This is a genomic window from Variovorax sp. V93, from assembly GCF_041154485.1.
Classification (GTDB): Bacteria; Pseudomonadota; Gammaproteobacteria; order Burkholderiales; family Burkholderiaceae_C; genus Variovorax; species Variovorax beijingensis_A.
In genome coordinates this window covers 377,045-391,612 of the sequence record NZ_AP028670.1, presented here as the reverse complement: position 1 = coordinate 391,612, position 14,568 = coordinate 377,045, and the positions used below count along the sequence as shown (strand labels likewise).

General features: G+C 69.1%; 12 protein-coding genes. 4 read left to right on the top strand and 8 right to left on the bottom strand.

Annotated elements, in window-relative coordinates; all coding sequences use genetic code 11:
* The first annotated feature begins 4 nt into the window (after positions 1-4).
* Positions 5-1,642, top strand: a complete 1,638-nt coding sequence (locus ACAM54_RS27835) for an alpha-amylase family glycosyl hydrolase (protein ID WP_369651567.1) — start codon at positions 5-7, stop codon at positions 1,640-1,642.
* A gap of 4 nt (positions 1,643-1,646) precedes the next feature.
* On the opposite strand, the gene ACAM54_RS27830 is transcribed toward ACAM54_RS27835, so the two are convergent.
* From ACAM54_RS27830 to ACAM54_RS27815, 4 genes are read right to left on the bottom strand one after another with little or no spacing between them, the layout of a single operon-like run.
* A complete protein-coding gene (locus ACAM54_RS27830; protein ID WP_369651568.1) occupies positions 1,647-3,935 on the bottom strand; it encodes a CocE/NonD family hydrolase in 2,289 nt (762 codons plus the stop codon).
* Complete coding sequence (locus tag ACAM54_RS27825) at positions 3,932-5,692, bottom strand: ABC transporter ATP-binding protein/permease (protein ID WP_192325556.1); 1,761 nt, start codon at positions 5,690-5,692, stop codon at positions 3,932-3,934. The genes ACAM54_RS27830 and ACAM54_RS27825 overlap by 4 nt, the downstream gene beginning before the upstream one ends.
* Positions 5,689-7,080, bottom strand: a complete 1,392-nt coding sequence (locus ACAM54_RS27820) for a glycoside hydrolase family 15 protein (RefSeq protein ID WP_369651569.1) — start codon at positions 7,078-7,080, stop codon at positions 5,689-5,691. Before ACAM54_RS27820 ends, ACAM54_RS27825 begins: the two co-directional genes overlap by 4 nt.
* Positions 7,077-8,369: a glucoamylase family protein gene (locus tag ACAM54_RS27815; protein ID WP_369651570.1), complete on the bottom strand. Its 1,293-nt coding sequence runs from the start codon at positions 8,367-8,369 to the stop codon at positions 7,077-7,079. The genes ACAM54_RS27820 and ACAM54_RS27815 overlap by 4 nt, the downstream gene beginning before the upstream one ends.
* A gap of 139 nt (positions 8,370-8,508) precedes the next feature.
* Between ACAM54_RS27815 and ACAM54_RS27810 the strand changes: the two genes are divergently transcribed.
* Positions 8,509-10,653, top strand: coding sequence for a glycoside hydrolase family 3 N-terminal domain-containing protein (locus tag ACAM54_RS27810; RefSeq protein ID WP_369651571.1), 2,145 nt, complete (start codon positions 8,509-8,511; stop codon positions 10,651-10,653).
* A gap of 56 nt (positions 10,654-10,709) precedes the next feature.
* Here the strand turns inward: ACAM54_RS27810 and ACAM54_RS27805 are convergent, their stop codons facing one another.
* Complete coding sequence (locus tag ACAM54_RS27805; protein WP_145744364.1) at positions 10,710-11,036, bottom strand: CcdB family protein; 327 nt, start codon at positions 11,034-11,036, stop codon at positions 10,710-10,712.
* Positions 11,037-11,040: 4 nt separating this feature from the next.
* Entirely contained in the window at positions 11,041-11,304 is a 264-nt protein-coding gene (locus ACAM54_RS27800) for a type II toxin-antitoxin system Phd/YefM family antitoxin (RefSeq protein ID WP_145744365.1), read from the bottom strand.
* Between the two features lie 194 nt (positions 11,305-11,498).
* Here ACAM54_RS27800 and ACAM54_RS27795 point away from each other — a divergent pair, with 194 nt between their 5' ends.
* Positions 11,499-11,834, top strand: coding sequence for a hypothetical protein (locus ACAM54_RS27795; RefSeq protein WP_192325550.1), 336 nt, complete (start codon positions 11,499-11,501; stop codon positions 11,832-11,834).
* Position 11,835: 1 nt separating this feature from the next.
* Here the strand turns inward: ACAM54_RS27795 and ACAM54_RS27790 are convergent, their stop codons facing one another.
* A complete protein-coding gene (locus tag ACAM54_RS27790) occupies positions 11,836-12,981 on the bottom strand; it encodes a mandelate racemase/muconate lactonizing enzyme family protein (RefSeq protein ID WP_369651572.1) in 1,146 nt (381 codons plus the stop codon).
* Positions 12,978-13,703, bottom strand: coding sequence for a GntR family transcriptional regulator (locus ACAM54_RS27785; RefSeq protein WP_192325546.1), 726 nt, complete (start codon positions 13,701-13,703; stop codon positions 12,978-12,980). Before ACAM54_RS27785 ends, ACAM54_RS27790 begins: the two co-directional genes overlap by 4 nt.
* 93 nt (positions 13,704-13,796) lie before the next feature.
* Between ACAM54_RS27785 and ACAM54_RS27780 the strand changes: the two genes are divergently transcribed.
* Positions 13,797-14,567: an ABC transporter permease gene (locus ACAM54_RS27780; protein WP_062364815.1), complete on the top strand. Its 771-nt coding sequence runs from the start codon at positions 13,797-13,799 to the stop codon at positions 14,565-14,567.
* Position 14,568: the final 1 nt, after the last annotated feature.

The following is a 14,568-nucleotide window of genomic DNA, read 5'->3' as shown; positions in this document are numbered from 1 at the left end:
CAAGATGTCAGCCGACGACTGGTGGAAGTGCGGAATCGTCTATCAGGTCTATCCGCGTTCGTTCCAGGACAGCAACGGCGATGGCATCGGAGACCTCGATGGAATCCGCGCCCGGCTGGATCATCTGGTCTCGCTCGGTGTCGATGCGGTCTGGATCTCGCCGATCTATCCCTCGCCGATGGCCGACTTCGGCTACGACATCTGCGATTTTTGCGGCATCGATCCGCGCTTCGGCACGCTGGAAGGCTTCGATGCGCTGGTGCAGGAGGCGCACGCGAGAGAGCTCAGGATCATCCTGGACTTCGTGCCCAACCACACCTCGGACCGCCATCCGTGGTTCGTGCAGAGCCGCAGCGCACGCGGCGATCCGCGGCGCGACTGGTACATCTGGCGCGACCCGGCGCCGGGCGGCGGGCCGCCCAACAACTGGCTCAGCAATTTCGGCGGCCCGGCCTGGGCCTTCGATGCGACCACCGGCCAGTACTACGGCCATTCGTTCCTGAAGGAGCAGCCCGACCTCAACTGGCGCAACCCCGAGGTGCGGGCCGCGATGTACGAGGCGCTGCGCTTCTGGCTCCGGCGCGGCGTCGACGGATTCCGCGTCGACGTGCTCTCGCAGATCATCAAGGACGCGCAGTTCCGCGACAACCCGCCGAACCCGGACTTCGCCCCGGGCCAGGACCCTTTTTTTCGCTGGCTGATGCTCTACAACACGGACCTGCCGGAGGTGCAGCCGATCGTGGCCGAGATGCGCCGCGTGGTCGACGAGTTCAGCGACGCACGCTCGTCGCGCGTGCTGATCGGCGAGCTCTACCTGCCGCTCGCGCGCCTGGTCGCTTACTACGGACTCAACACCGACGGTGTGCTCGAAGGCGTGCAACTGCCCTTCAACTTCCAGCTGATTGCGGCCGAGTGGCAGGCGGCGCGCATCGACCGCCTGGTGCGCGACTACGAAGCCGCCTTGCCCGAGGGCGCGCAGCCGAACTGGGTGCTGGGCAACCACGACAGATCCCGCATTGCGAGCCGCGTCGGGCCGCAGATGGCGCGGCTCGCGGCCATGCTGCTGCTCACGCTGCGCGGCACGCCGACGCTCTACTACGGCGACGAGATCGGCATGACGGACGTCCCCGTTCCCGCCGATGAAGTCCAGGACCCGTTCGAGAAGAACAAGCCCGGCATGGGCCTGGGCCGCGACCCGGAGCGAACACCCATGCAGTGGAGCGCCGCAGCGCACGCGGGCTTCACGACCGGCACGCCGTGGCTGCGCCTGGCAGCCGACTGGCCCACGTGCAACGTGGAAGCGCAATCGCAGGACGCAGGGTCGATGCTGGCGCTCTACCGGCGCCTCATCGCGCTGCGCCGCGCGCAGCCTGCGCTGAACCGGGGCAATTACGAAGCGCTCGATGCAGGGGGCGAGGTGCTCGCCTATGCGCGAAACTTCGAAGGACAGCGGCTGGTGGTGCTCCTGAACTTCGGCGCCACCCCGGCGCCGATCCCGCCGGCGTTGATGCCGCGCCAGCCGATCGTGCTGGCATCGACCGATCCAGCGCGCACCGGGTCCATCGAGTCGCCGCTGGTGATGGCCGCTCACGAAGGCATCGTTCTGGGCGCCGTGAACGACAAAGGTCCGGCGACACGCTGAGCAATCAAGGCCTGCCGGTCTGGATCTCCACGTAGCTGCGCGCGTGCCAGCGCACTCGAATGGGCCACTTCGCGTCGGCGATGGTTTCCGAATTCACGTCCTTGCCGCTGCCGTAGTTGATCTGCCGGTCGGGTCGCTTGTTGAGGCCGACCAGCAGCACGATGCGGCTGCCCGCCGCAAGCCTGCAAGCCGTCACGCGCTCGGCGGTGAACGCCAGCAGCTGGCGCTCGCCGGCCCGAAGAAGCCTGCGGCGCACGCGATGGCCTGCGTAGCTGGCGCGGAAGTCGTAGGGATCGAACAGCAGCTGGTACTCGCCGCTTTCCGTCTGCTCGTAGAGCGAGATGCTGAAGTCCACGTCCTGCCGCGAGGGCGTGATGTCGAACACGCCGTGCAGGCTGCCGGCGATCTCGGTGTCCTGCGGGAGCGGATCACTGACAAAGCGGATGCCGTGGCCCGCCGGCAGCTGCGCGGCGCGCAGCGCGTCCGGCCACGAGATGCGCACGTCACGCCGATCGGCAAGATCGACCGAGAGCCGCGTGCTGCCACCGCCTTCCTCGGGTGGTGACGGCAACAGGCGGTGCGGGTCGTTGCGCTCGCGGGTGTCGAGATAGAAGCGCAGCCGCGTGCGCTGCGGCGCGTCCAGCGCCGGCACATGGCGCCACTGGTCCGCGCCCATCACCTGGTAGTTGATGCGGTCCATCAGCAGGGAAGGCTTGCTCGCGCCCTTCAGGATGTGGTCGAGCCACTGCAGGCGCAGCTCGGGCAGGTCGACGCGTGCGGCGGGGTCCAGCGTGTAGCCGCGCAGCGTTGCCGCCGTGCCGAGCCGGATCGAGGCCGCGTCGTAGGGGCCGAGCAGCAGCGTCGTGTCGGCCTCTGGCCGGTTGTGGCGATGTTCCTGATGGAAGTAGAGCGCGCCGGCGTCCGCGCCGTAGTAGCCGGCGAAGCTGAGCACCGGGATGTCGATGCGCGCAAACTGCTCCGCCGACGGCAGGAATTTCTGCCAGTAGCGATCATGGCTTGGGTGCGTCAGCCAGGTTCGGACCAGCCGGCTGCGCCTGCCCAGCAGGACGCGGTCCACGTCCCAGTAGGGGCGATGGCCGCGATACCAGCGCGCGTCGAGTGCCTGCCACATCGCGTCCGGGTCGGCATCGGCGCCGGCGCGCAGGGGCTCGCCATCCGCGTGCTCCTGCGCCCAGCGCACCATGGCGTTGCGGAAGATCTGTCCGGCCATCGGGAAGTCGATGCCCGGCGCCATCGGCGCGATCGTGGCGATGGCCTTGAGCGCCGCCGGCCTCCTGCGGGCGGCGGCCCAGGCGGCGTAGCCGGAGTAGCCGTCGCCGATCATGCAGACGCGGCCGTCGCTCCACGCCTGCCGGGCAATCCAGTCGATGACGGCAGCGGCATCTTCGCCGTCGCGAACGAACGGCCACACGGCGCCCTTGCCGTCGGGCGTGCGTCCGCGCACGTACGCCGTGATGCCGACGTAGCCTCTGGCGGCGCTGCGCTGGGCGTCGTCCTCGGCCGGATCGAGCGTGAAGCGCAGCAGCGCCGGCAGGGTGCCCGGTACGTCATCGGCGCGGCCGGGCCGGACCAGGCGCGCATGGATGACAGCGCCGCGCACGGGAATCCTGACGTCGGCCTCCGCCACGTAGCGGTTGCGGTTTTCCGCCGCGAACAGTTCGGGCAGCAGCGCACCGAAGCTGCGGCGCGACTCGTACGAATGCCAGGTCCGCACGAGCGCCAGGGCATCGGCCTGCGGGAGGCTGCCCTTCGCGCGCCAGAGATCGAAAGCCCGGCGCAGCGGCTCTGCGTATACCGCCGCCGGGATTTCGAGCCGCGCCATGATGGCCTGGGCCTGCGCATTGTCGAGCGGCGACACCAGTTCCCGGAACGCGCGCGCGTAGGCTTCGGCGAAGCCGAGGCGCTCGTTCGCTTCGAGCGCGCGCGCACGCGCATACATGCCGTCGAGAATCGCGCGCTGCACCAGGTCGTCGAACGGCTTGCCTTGGCGGCGGGTGCGCAGCGACCGGCTGCTGTCGGAGGCCGCACGGTAGGCGCCGCTGACGATCTGCAGGGCGGTCAGGTTGGCCAGGAAGACATCGGTGTCCGCGTCCTGGTACACCGGCAGGATGCGCTCGGCCAGGTCCCGCATCAGGTCCGCTGCGGCGGCATCCTCGGGATCGCGCGGCGGCCGGAAGCCGAAATCCGCCGCCCAGGCCCCGGCGGGCAGCGCAAGAATCAGCCGCATGAGGGCGCGGCGCGCACGACCGACGGTGGACCCCAGGTGTGTCATGCCCGCTGCTCCTCGCGCACCGTGTTCGGCGCCTTGACCAGATGCACCACCTGCGTGAACAGCCGGTCGCGCGCTTCTCCGGCCGAGCCGATGTGGACTATGCCGGTGTGCTTGAGCCTGCCCAGCACGTCGATGATGAGTTCGACGGTGTCGTCGTCGAACGCGCCGAAGGCTTCGTCCATCACGAGCCAGGGCGGTGCCTGCAGCACCACGCGGGCGAAGCCCAGCCGCAACTGCTCGTCCATGCTGAGCTCCCTCTCCCAGCGGCCGGTCTTGTTCAGCAATGGCTCCAGGCGCTGGAGGCCCACGCTCGCCAGTGCGGCCACCATGGCTTCTCGCGGGTAGCTCGACGGTTCCATCGCATACGACAGCACTTCGGCCAGCGTGCCGCGCGGAATATAGGGCGTGCCGCGCGGCATGTAGTGGATGGTCTCGCCGGCAGGCCGGCGCACGGTGCCGGAGCCCCAGGGCCAGAGGCCCGCGAGCGCGCGGAACAGCAAGGTCTTCTCGGTGCCCGGCGTGCCGAGGATCAGGACGCGCTGGCCGCGGTGCAGGACGAGGCCCGGCGCGTCCAGCCGATCGTGGCCGGTCCAGGAGCGGACCTCGAGCGCTTCGATCGCGAGCGCCCCGGCTTCGCTTTCCTCGTAGGCGATGCGGCTGCCGCCTGCGCGTGCCTCCAGGTCGGACGCCAGCATCCGGCGCAGGTCGGCAACGCGCAGCAGCGTGGCGCGCCAGTCGGCAATGATGCTGAAGTTGTCGACGAACCAGCGCAGCGACGACTGCGCCTGCGTGAAGGCCGCGGCGGCCATCATCAGGCCGCCGAACGACACCTTCCCCGAGAAGTAGAGGGGCGCGGCCACCAGCGTTGGCGCGATGATGGTGATCCAGCCGAAGCCCGCCGTGACCCATGTCAGGTTGGTCAGCCCCAGCACCACGCGCGACGTGGCGCGCAAGACGTCGCCGAAATGCATGGCGACGCGGCGCTTTTCGTCCGCCTCGCCACCCGCCAGGGAGATGCCGTCGAGGTGCTCGTTGATGCGCGTCAGCGAGAAGCGCAATTCGCCTTCGCGCGCGTAGCGCTCGGCATTGCGCGAGATCAGGCCGTTGCCGACCCAGTAGGTGACCAGCGAGCCGGCGACCGCATAGGCAATGGCCGCCCACAGCATGAAGCCCGGCAGCACATGGTCCTTGCCGCCGAAGAAGAGGCTGAAGTCCTTGGAGAGGACCCACAGCACGCTCGCAAAGCTGCCGAACAGCATCGCCGCCTGCAACAGCCCCACGCCAAGGGTGACCGACAGATCGCACAGCTTCAGCGTGTCGTCGTGCATGCGCTGGTCGGGGTGGGCACCCATCGGGCCGCTGGCCTGGAGCCAGAACGCCCGGCGCGGCTGCAGCCACAGCCCCACGAGGTCATTGACCACGGCCTCGCGCAGCTTCAGCTGCAAGGTCTCGCCGAGCCAGCGCTGCGCCACGTTCAGGACCAGCAGCGCACCCGCAATGACCGCGAAGACGCCGACCTGCACGACGAATTCGCCCAGGTCGCGGCGCGAGATCGCATCGTAGAACGGCTTGTTCCAGCTGTTGAGTTCGATCTGCCCATACGCCGTGAGCGCAACGACCACGACGATCGCACCCATCAGCGCGACAAGCGTTTTCGCGACCGGGGACACGCGCAAGGCGCCGAGCAGCTCGCGGACCTGACGGAAGAAACCGGTCCTTGCAGCCGGCTCGACACGGTTCTCTGCCCGCGCGCTCATCCCCGCCGCGACGCCTCGCAGGCGGCGGCCGCGATCCGGCGCGCCGAGACACACGAAATGAACGCGGCGTGGCTCCAGGCCAGTTGCTTCGCCGAGGTCTGCGCGCCGCTGCGCTGGTCGAACTGTTCCGACAGCTCACCGCCGGCCGGCGTGTAGGCGCGCACGGTGGCGAGGTAGGCATCACCGCGTTCGAACCAATGGCGTGCATCGCCGCCCGCCGCCGCGGCGGCACGGAAGCAGAACTCGGCGGCGCCGAGCGTCGAGAAGTAGTACGCGCCGCCCGAGTAGTACACGTCGCCGGCATACCGGCCCATGGCCGCACCACGGCCTGCGGCGCGGCCGTGGTTGATGGGATAGGCCGCATCGAACAGCGCGTCCAGGCGCGCCAGCGTGGCCTGCATGCGCGGATCGGCCGGTCCATGCGCGGCCCCGGTTCCGAGGCTGTGGATTGCCGACAGGATCACCGCGATGTCCAGTGCCTTCGGACCGGGCCGGCCGTCCGACAGCGCGCGTGAGCGGTAGTAGCCGGACGCCGCGCCTCGTTCGCCTCGCTCGTCCACCCAGTAATCGTCGAGCAGGCGCAGCACCGCGCGCGACTCTTCCCGGCAGCGCTGCGCCTGCGCCGCGTCGCCCAGGTCTTCCAGCCAGGCCGCGCCTTCGGCCAGCGCTGCCGCCGCGACGCGCAGCGTGTAGTAGTGCTGGCCGAGTTCCTCTTCCCAGATGTCGTAGGACGGCTCGCGCCAGCGGCGCAGCGTGAAGTCGAGATCGAAACGGATCAGCTCGGAAACCTCCGCCAGCAGCGGCGCGTCGAGGTGCCCGCTGGCCGCCCAGCGCAGCAGCGCCAGCGCGCGCAGCGGTGCGCCGTCGTGCTGGGGGCGATTCCATCGGCAGACGTCGAGCGTGCCGTCGGGGTTCACCCGCGTCTCGGCGGCCACCAGGTCGCCGAAGGCTTTCGCCAGGTCGTGGTCCTCGCGCAGGTACTGCAGGAGTTCGGGGGCCACGCACGCGCTGCGGTCCTCCACCGCGGCAGCCGCGCGGCCGTCGAGGCGGTTCAAGTCCAGGCTGAAGCGGGTGAAGTCGCGCAGGTGCTGCAGGGCTTCGCTGCCGACTCGCCCTTTGGCATAGAGCAGGCGCAGTGCATCGATGACGACGGCGGAATCCCGGAACCAATGAAAGAAGTAGTCCGGGTCCGGGTTGTAGTCGGCGAGGACGGGCGAGGCGACGATGGCGCCGGGGACCGGCCGCACGGTCTGGCCGAAGCCCGGCCGGTGCTTGACGATCGACACCGGCGAGATGCTGGACAGCATCGCCGCCGCCGAATGGCGCAGCTGTGTTTCGAGCCATGACTCGAACGCCGGGTCTACCAGGCTCGCCACGCCGGAGCTCACGCGGCCGGCGACCCGAGATGCGGGCTGCTGAAGTCCAGGGCGCGCAGCCCGGCCTGCACTTCGGGCACGCTCATGAACAGTTTCCACAGAAGGCCGGTCCGATGGTTCTCCATCATCACGACGATCGGGCCCTGGTCGATGGCAAGGAAGGTGTCTGCGAACCAGCCTCGCTGCTCGCAGAACGCATCGACGAAGCCGTAGTCCCTCCACACCCGCTCGCCATGCACGGTGAGGAAGTGCCGCAGCACCTGCATCACCTCGGCGGGCGCGTAGGGCAGGCTGGCCAGCGCGGCCGTCGGCGAGATGGTGCCGTTGTCGTTGCTCGGATCGTGCGCGAGGTAGCCGTCGGGGTCGTCGCTCGCGGTCAGGCCCCAGCACGATTCGCCGTAGCCCCGGAAGCCCCGGGGATTGGCGACGCAGTGGGCACGGTTGATCTGCAGGTGGCGGGTGTTGAGATCCCAGTAGTCGGCGTAGCGGTCCTTCAGGCCGCGCGGATCGAGGCCGCAGAACGAGTAGTGTGTGAAGAACAGCGGGCCGCCGTACGGCATGCCCAGCGGTATCTCGATGCCGTAGTACGACCGGCCGTTGAGGAAACCGGACCCCGCCGCGAAGCCGCGGTGGTAGACCCTCGGATCGATCGCATGGCGCGGCGCGGCCGCCGCCAGGAAATAGGTGATGAGGCACTCGTTCCAGCCCCGCACCTCATGGTTCATCGCCCAGCCGTGCTTCGGGCTCCAGTGCCAGTACAGCACGTCGCGCCCGCCCTGGGTGAACCAGTTCCATTCGACCTCGTGCCACAGCGTGTCGATGTCGCTGCGCAACCGGCGCGCCGCGGCCGTGTCCTCGCTGAAATACTGGCGCGCGCAGAGCAGGCCCATGCAGAGGAACGAGGTCTCGACCAGGTCGCCCGCGTCGTCCTTGGGGCTCATCGGGATCGTCGCGCCGCTCGCTGCGTCCATGAAGTGGGGGAAGGCGCCGTGGTAGCGCCTGGCGCGAAAGAGGGCGTCCCGCATGCGCCCCAGGCGCTCCAGCGCCGCGTCGCGCGTGACCCAGCCGCGCTCCACCGCGACGATCAGGGCCATGATGCCGAAGCCCGTGCCGCCGATCGCAACCCGGTCGTCGGCCAGGTCCTCGCCCGTGGCCGCGACCAGCGTGCGGCGGTCGAGCGCCAGGCCGCTGGCGGCATCCGCACCGTCCCAGAAATAGCGGAAGGTCTGCCGCTGCACGGCGTCGATCAAGGCTTCATCGGGCAGGGCTGCCAATGCCTTCGGGTTCCTGTCATCCTTCATCAACACGCACGGCTCCTTTCGTTGGGGTCCCGGGTGTCACGTTTGGTTTCACCGAATCGTCGGCGACGCCACGCGGCCGGGGGCTCGCTGCCCGCAGCATGCCATCATTAAGGCCCTTGGGTTCTATTCGAAATCCCTGATGAGCCGCATCGACACCCTCATGGCCCGGATGACGCTGGCCGAAAAGCTGGGTCAGCTGACGATGACTGCCTCCAGCTACACGGTCACCGGACCGGTGCTCGCGGGGGACTCCACGCAGTCGATCATCGACGGCACCGTCGGCAATCTGCTGAACATGGTCGGCGCCGGTCCCACGCACGAGATGCAGCGGCTGGCGGTCGAGAAGTCGCGGCTTCGCATTCCGCTGCTGATCGGCCTGGACATCATCCACGGCCATCGCACGCTCTTCCCGATTCCGCTGGCGGAGGCCGGCACCTTCGACGAAGAGCTCTGGGAGCGCACGGCGCGCGAGGCCGCGCGCGAAGGCGCCGCCGATGGCCTGGCGATGACTTTCGCGCCGATGCTCGACGTGTCGCGCGATCCGCGCTGGGGCCGCACGGCGGAAGGCCCCGGCGAAGACCCCTGGCTCAACGCACGCATCGCGCAGGCCAAGGTGCGCGGCTTCCAGGGCGCCGATCTGTCGTCGGCCGAATCGCTGGCCGCCTGCGCGAAGCATTTCGTCGCGTACGGCGCCGTCACCGCGGGGCGGGAGTATGCCGCCGTGGACATCTCCGAGCGCAGCTTGCGCGAAGTGCATCTGCCGGGCTTCGCGGCAGCGGTGCGCGCCGGCGTCGCGACGCTGATGCCCGCTTTCACCGATCTCAACGGCGTGCCGATGACGGCGCACATCCCCTTGCTGCGCGGCTGGCTGCGCGGCGAGATGGGCTGGGACGGCGTCATCGTCAGCGACTACAACGCGATCGCGGAATTGATCAAGCACGGCGTCGCGGCCGATCTCGCCGATGCCGCGGTGCTGGCGCTGAAAGCCGGCGTCGACATCGACATGATGGCCGACGCCTACCGCAAGGGCCTGCCGATCGCGCTCGCGCAAGGACGGGTGACGATCGATGAGATCGACGCGAGCGTGCGCCGCGTGCTGCGGCTCAAGGAGCAGCTCGGCCTGTTCGACGACCCGTACCGCCGCGGCGCGGCACCGGAACCCGAGGCGGTTGTTCCCGAGCGGCGCGCAGTGGCGCGCGACGCCGCGCGCAAGGCCATCGTGATGCTGAAGAACGAGCGCGACACGCTGCCCTTGCCCGTTGCGCCGAAGGCACTGTGTGTCATCGGCCCGCTGGCCGATGCGAGCACCGAGATGAAAGGCCCGTGGTGGGGTGCCGGCGAACACGAGCCGGCCGTCAGCGTGCTTGCCGGCCTGCGCGCCGCGCTGCCGCAGGCCGACATGCGCCATGCGCCCGGCGTCGCCATCGAGGGCGGCGACGACAGCGGCATCGAAGCGGCCATCGCGATGTGCGACGGCGCCGACGCGGTCGTGCTGTGCCTGGGCGAGCGCGCCACGATGAGCGGCGAGGCGGCGAGCCGCGCCACGCCCGCGCTGCCCGGGCGGCAGCAGGCGCTGGCCGAAGCGGTGGTGGCGCGTGCACGCGCGCTCGGCATCCCCGTCGTCGCCATCCTGTTCTCGGGCCGCCCGCTGGTCGTGCCCTGGCTGGCCGAACACGCCGATGCGCTGCTGGCTGCGTGGTTCCTCGGCACCGAGGCCGGCCATGCGATTGCCGACGTGGTCACGGGGCGGGTATCCCCCGGCGGCCGCACGCCGATGAGCTGGCCGCGCGCGCTCGGGCAGGTGCCGATCTGTTTCGGCCAGCGTCCCAGCGGCCGGCCGATGAATCCCGCCGACCACTTCACGAGCAAGTACCTGGACGTGGCCAATACGCCGCTGTACGACTTCGGTCACGGCCTGACCTACGGCCGGTTCGACTACGGCGAGCTCCAGGTCGAGCCGCGGCGCGTGCGCGAGCAGGAGCGGCTTGCGATCAGCGTCAGCCTGCGCAACGTCGGCGCGCGCGAGGCCGAAGAGACGGTCTTCCTGTTCGTTCGCCACAAGCTGGGCCGCGTCACCCGGCCGCTGCTGGAGCTCAAGGGCTGCGCGAAACTGAGATTGGAGCCGGGCGTTGCCGGCGCGGTGACTCTGGAGCTGCCGGCGGCCGAGTTGCGCTACCTCGGGCCGGACCTGCAGCCCCTGTTCGAGGCGGGCGAAGTCGAGATCCTCGTCGGGCCGAGTGCCGAGCCATCAGGGTTGCTGCGCCAGACCATCGAGTTGTGTTGAAACCCCGTGGATGTCGGTCGCTTGTGACCGAAGCTCCTCGTACGCGCTTTGTTCTCCTATCCCCAGGCTCTGGTCGTCAACTCGTCCATCGCATCAATGATCTGTTGCCCATGCTCCGCAAGAGAGTCGACCACGGCACCGAGTTGATCGGTCGCCACGGATACCACCTGCAAAGGATTGAGGACGACTTCGACACCACCCATGCGGAAGATGGGATTCATCCGGGAGCCGGAAACCGATGAGCCAGGGGCGTACTGGCGCAAGACCAAGGGAACAACCACTCTGCGGCGGTAGGCATCGAATCGCGCAGACTGGATGACCACCACAAAGGGAATGCTTTCTTTCTGACTCCCTTTGTTGCGATGAACGTCGAATTGCGCCACTGGTTCAGAGAGTCGAGTGCTCGTCCGCGAACGAGCCGAACTTGGTGTCGAATTCATTCCAGGCCTGTGCGCTTGCCGTGGCCCAGTCGCGCGCAGATTTGCCTTCGCCGCTGCGTGCACGCGCCTCCTGGAACTCCTTCATGTCTTGAGGCGAGATCATGTAGGCAGCGGGCCGCCCGTGACGCGTGATGATGACTGGCTCGCGTTGCGCTGTGTCCAGCAGCTGCCCAAACTTGTTTTGCGCCTCGACGGAGGTGACGGTGATCATTGCCCGATCCTGCAAAGTAGCTAACATGGACAGTTTAGCGCGCCGGATGCCGATGTCCAGTCCGGGCGCCGAGTTCGCTGTGGGCTTCACGTTCGCGGTGGGCAATGCAACCAGTCTCTGCGGCGAAATCGGCAGGCGCTGCGCCGGAGGACCGCCCTCTGGACAGCGCCCGCAGGCCTTGCCACACTGCCCGCATGGCACTCACGCACGCATCCTCCGGCCAGGTCGTGAACCTCGGCGCGCTCGACGGGCAGGCGACGGAAACCTGCGCACTCCTGAAGGCCCGCGACATCGAACTCATGTGGCTGGTGCTGCCGGCCGGCAAGCGGGTTCCGTCGCATGCCGTCTCGACCTCGATGACCTTGCAGTGCATGCGCGGCAAGGTCGAGGTGCAGCTGCGCGGCGAGGCGAGGGTGCTCGAGGCCGACCAGGTCATGTACCTGGCGGGCGACGTGCCGCACGGCCTGCATGCGCTGGAAGATGCCAGGCTGCTGATGACCGTCGTGCTGCCGGCCAGCCGCACCGACTGAGTCAGCAGCCCGCCGCAGCCAGCTGCGCCACTGCGCCGAGGTCGGGCGCCACCCCGATGCCCGGCTGCTCGCCCAGGCTGCAGCGGCCTTCCATCACGCGCGACAGCGCCGGCGCGAGCGCGGTGCGCAGCGGATTGGGGTTGGCGTCGATCTCGAGGGTGCCGCCGCCGCCCACCGCGGCCAGCAAGTGGGCCGAATGCAGCAGGCCGATGCCGCCGCCCAGGTAGTGCGGACAGTAGCGCAGGCCTGCCGCCTGGGCGCGCGCGATCACGGGCCAGCAGCCCGAGATGCCGCCCCACTTGGCGCTGTCGGGCTGCAGCACGGAGAGCACGCCCTGCGCAATGGCGGCATCGAAGGCCGCCGGGCCCGCGATGTTCTCGCCGGCCGCGAGCGGAATGCCTGTGGCCTGCGACAGCTGCTGCCACTCGTGCCAGGGCCGGTCGGCGCGCAGCGGCTCCTCGAGCCACCCGAGGTTGAAGGCTTCCAGCTGCGGCGCCATGCCGCGGGCCTCGTCCAGGCTCCAGGCCTGGTTGGCATCGGTCATGAGCGGCAGGCCGGGGCCCAGCACCTCGCGCATCGCCGCCAGGTTTGCAAGGTCGCGCTCGCGGCCGAAGCCGATCTTGAGCTTGAACGCGCGGTAGCCTTCGGCGAGCCGCTGCGCCGCGAGCTCCTGCGGACGGTCGGGATTGAGGCCGCTGGCATAGACACCCACGCCATCGTGCGCGCCGCCCAGGTAGCGCCACAGCGGCTGGCCGGCGCGCCGCGCGCACAGGTCCCACAGCGCCAGGTCGATGCCCGCGATCACCTGCGCCATCGGGCCCGGCTCGCCCGACTGGATCGCGAGCACGGCGGTGCGCTCGGTCAGCCAGTCGAAGGCTTCGGCGGGGCCGTCGAAGGCGCGGCTCGCCAGCAGCGGCGCCATCACGGTGTCGACGAGCCTCGCGCGGTGCTCCGCGCCGCAGGAAGGAAAGTTGCACCAGACCTCGCCCCAGCCGGTGGCGCCGTCACGGTCTTCCACGCGCACGAAGACGGCCGGCCGGTCGTGCATGGTGCCGAACGAGGTGCGCACGGGCGTGGCGATCGGGCAGCGGAACACGAAGGCCTCGATGCGCGCGGCATGGACAGGCGAAGAGGGCAGCGGCTTCATGGTTTCAGGTTCATTTCGACGCGGATGGCATCGCCGCGGTAGGTGACGTCGGCCAGGTAGATCACGGTGTCCTCGGCGTCCTTGAAGATGCGGCGCACCTCGGCCACGGGCGCATTCATCGGCAGCTCGAGCAGGCCGGCCACCTCCATGTCGGCCGTGCCGATGGTCAGCACCTGGTGCGCCTGGGCGATCTTCACGCGCTTCATCGCGATCAGCAGCGGGATCACGGTTTGGGTGCGGAACTTCTCGGGCGCCTTGCGGAAGATGCGCTCGTCCAGGTAGATGTTGATGACGCAGTAGGCGCGGCCGTCGCGGAAGTGCACGCGGCGCATGAAGGCATAGCGCGCGGCCGGCTGGCCTTCGCCCGGTGCGAGCGGCGGCGAGGTCGCGGCCTCGTCGATGTTCATGATCTTCGGCTGCGTGTCCTCGTAGACGCGCGCCAGTTCGTCCAGGCTGGTGACCACGCTGATGAAGCGGTCGCGGTTGGGTGTTCCGGTGACGAAGGTGCCGCGGCCCTGCTGCGGCGACACCAGGCCCTCGCGCGCGAGCAGGTCGATGGCCTGGCGCACCGTGACGCGCGCCACGCCGAACTCGGCCGTCAGTTCCTCGAGCGAGGGCAGCCGGTGCTCGCGCGGCCAGATGCCGCGCGCGATGCGCTGGCGCAGCAGGTCCGCCAGCTGGTGGTAGCGCGGCATCGGACTGTCGAGAAACCTGGCGGACATGTTTTATCGATCAAACGTATGGTCTATAGTATGACAGATTGATAGAGACGAAAGCCCACGGGCCCAAGTCCGCCAACGAGAGACAAACCGCCGATGAGAAGCTCCTCTTCCCCGCTGACGCGCGCGCTGCTGATCGTGGCGCCGTGGCTGCTGATCCTCGCGCTCTGGTACGCCATCCGCGCGAGCGGCCTGGTCAATCCCGCGCTGGTGCCGGCGCCGCACATGGTGCTGGCCAAGTTCGTCGAGCTGTCGCGCGGCAGGCTGTGGGAAGACATCTACATGTCGACGCAGCGCGTCTTCGTCGGTGTGGCGCTGGGCGTGTCGCTGGCGGTGCCGGTGGGCTTCTGCCTCGGCTGGTACCGGGGCCTGCGCAGCTTCATGGACCCGGTCATCAACTTCTTTCGCGCGCTGCCGCCGATTGCGCTGATCCCGCTGGTGATCGTGTACTTCGGCATCGGCGAGGCGGCCAAGACGGCGATCCTTTTCTATGCCTCGTTCTTCGCGGGCGTGATCGTCATGTACGAGGGCATCGCGCAGATCAGCCCGATCTACATCAAGGTGGCGCGCACGCTGGGCGCGAGCGACGTCGAGATCTTCGGCAAGGTGATCGTGCCGCTCACCATCCCGCACATCCTCACGGCGGTGCGCGTGGCGCTCGGCGTGGCGTGGGCCACGCTGGTCGCGTCCGAGCTCATCGCGGCGCAGCAGGGCCTGGGGGCGCTGATCCAGAACGCCTCCTCGTTCTTCCAGCTCGACATCATCTACGTGGGCATCATCTGCATCGGCGTGATCGCACTCGTCATGGACCTGCTGCTGCGGCTGGCCACGCGCCGGCTGGTGGCCTGGCAGGACCGCATCGCCTGAA

Coding starts and splice junctions, on each gene's coding strand:
- ACAM54_RS27835 (WP_369651567.1), top strand. CDS start 5: ATGTCAGCCGACGACTGGTGGAAGTGCGGAATCGTCTATCAGGTCTAT.
- ACAM54_RS27830 (WP_369651568.1), bottom strand. CDS start 3,935: ATGACACACCTGGGGTCCACCGTCGGTCGTGCGCGCCGCGCCCTCATG.
- ACAM54_RS27825 (WP_192325556.1), bottom strand. CDS start 5,692: ATGAGCGCGCGGGCAGAGAACCGTGTCGAGCCGGCTGCAAGGACCGGT.
- ACAM54_RS27815 (WP_369651570.1), bottom strand. CDS start 8,369: ATGAAGGATGACAGGAACCCGAAGGCATTGGCAGCCCTGCCCGATGAA.
- ACAM54_RS27810 (WP_369651571.1), top strand. CDS start 8,509: ATGAGCCGCATCGACACCCTCATGGCCCGGATGACGCTGGCCGAAAAG.
- ACAM54_RS27800 (WP_145744365.1), bottom strand. CDS start 11,304: ATGATCACCGTCACCTCCGTCGAGGCGCAAAACAAGTTTGGGCAGCTG.
- ACAM54_RS27795 (WP_192325550.1), top strand. CDS start 11,499: ATGGCACTCACGCACGCATCCTCCGGCCAGGTCGTGAACCTCGGCGCG.
- ACAM54_RS27790 (WP_369651572.1), bottom strand. CDS start 12,981: ATGAAGCCGCTGCCCTCTTCGCCTGTCCATGCCGCGCGCATCGAGGCC.
- ACAM54_RS27785 (WP_192325546.1), bottom strand. CDS start 13,703: ATGTCCGCCAGGTTTCTCGACAGTCCGATGCCGCGCTACCACCAGCTG.
- ACAM54_RS27780 (WP_062364815.1), top strand. CDS start 13,797: ATGAGAAGCTCCTCTTCCCCGCTGACGCGCGCGCTGCTGATCGTGGCG.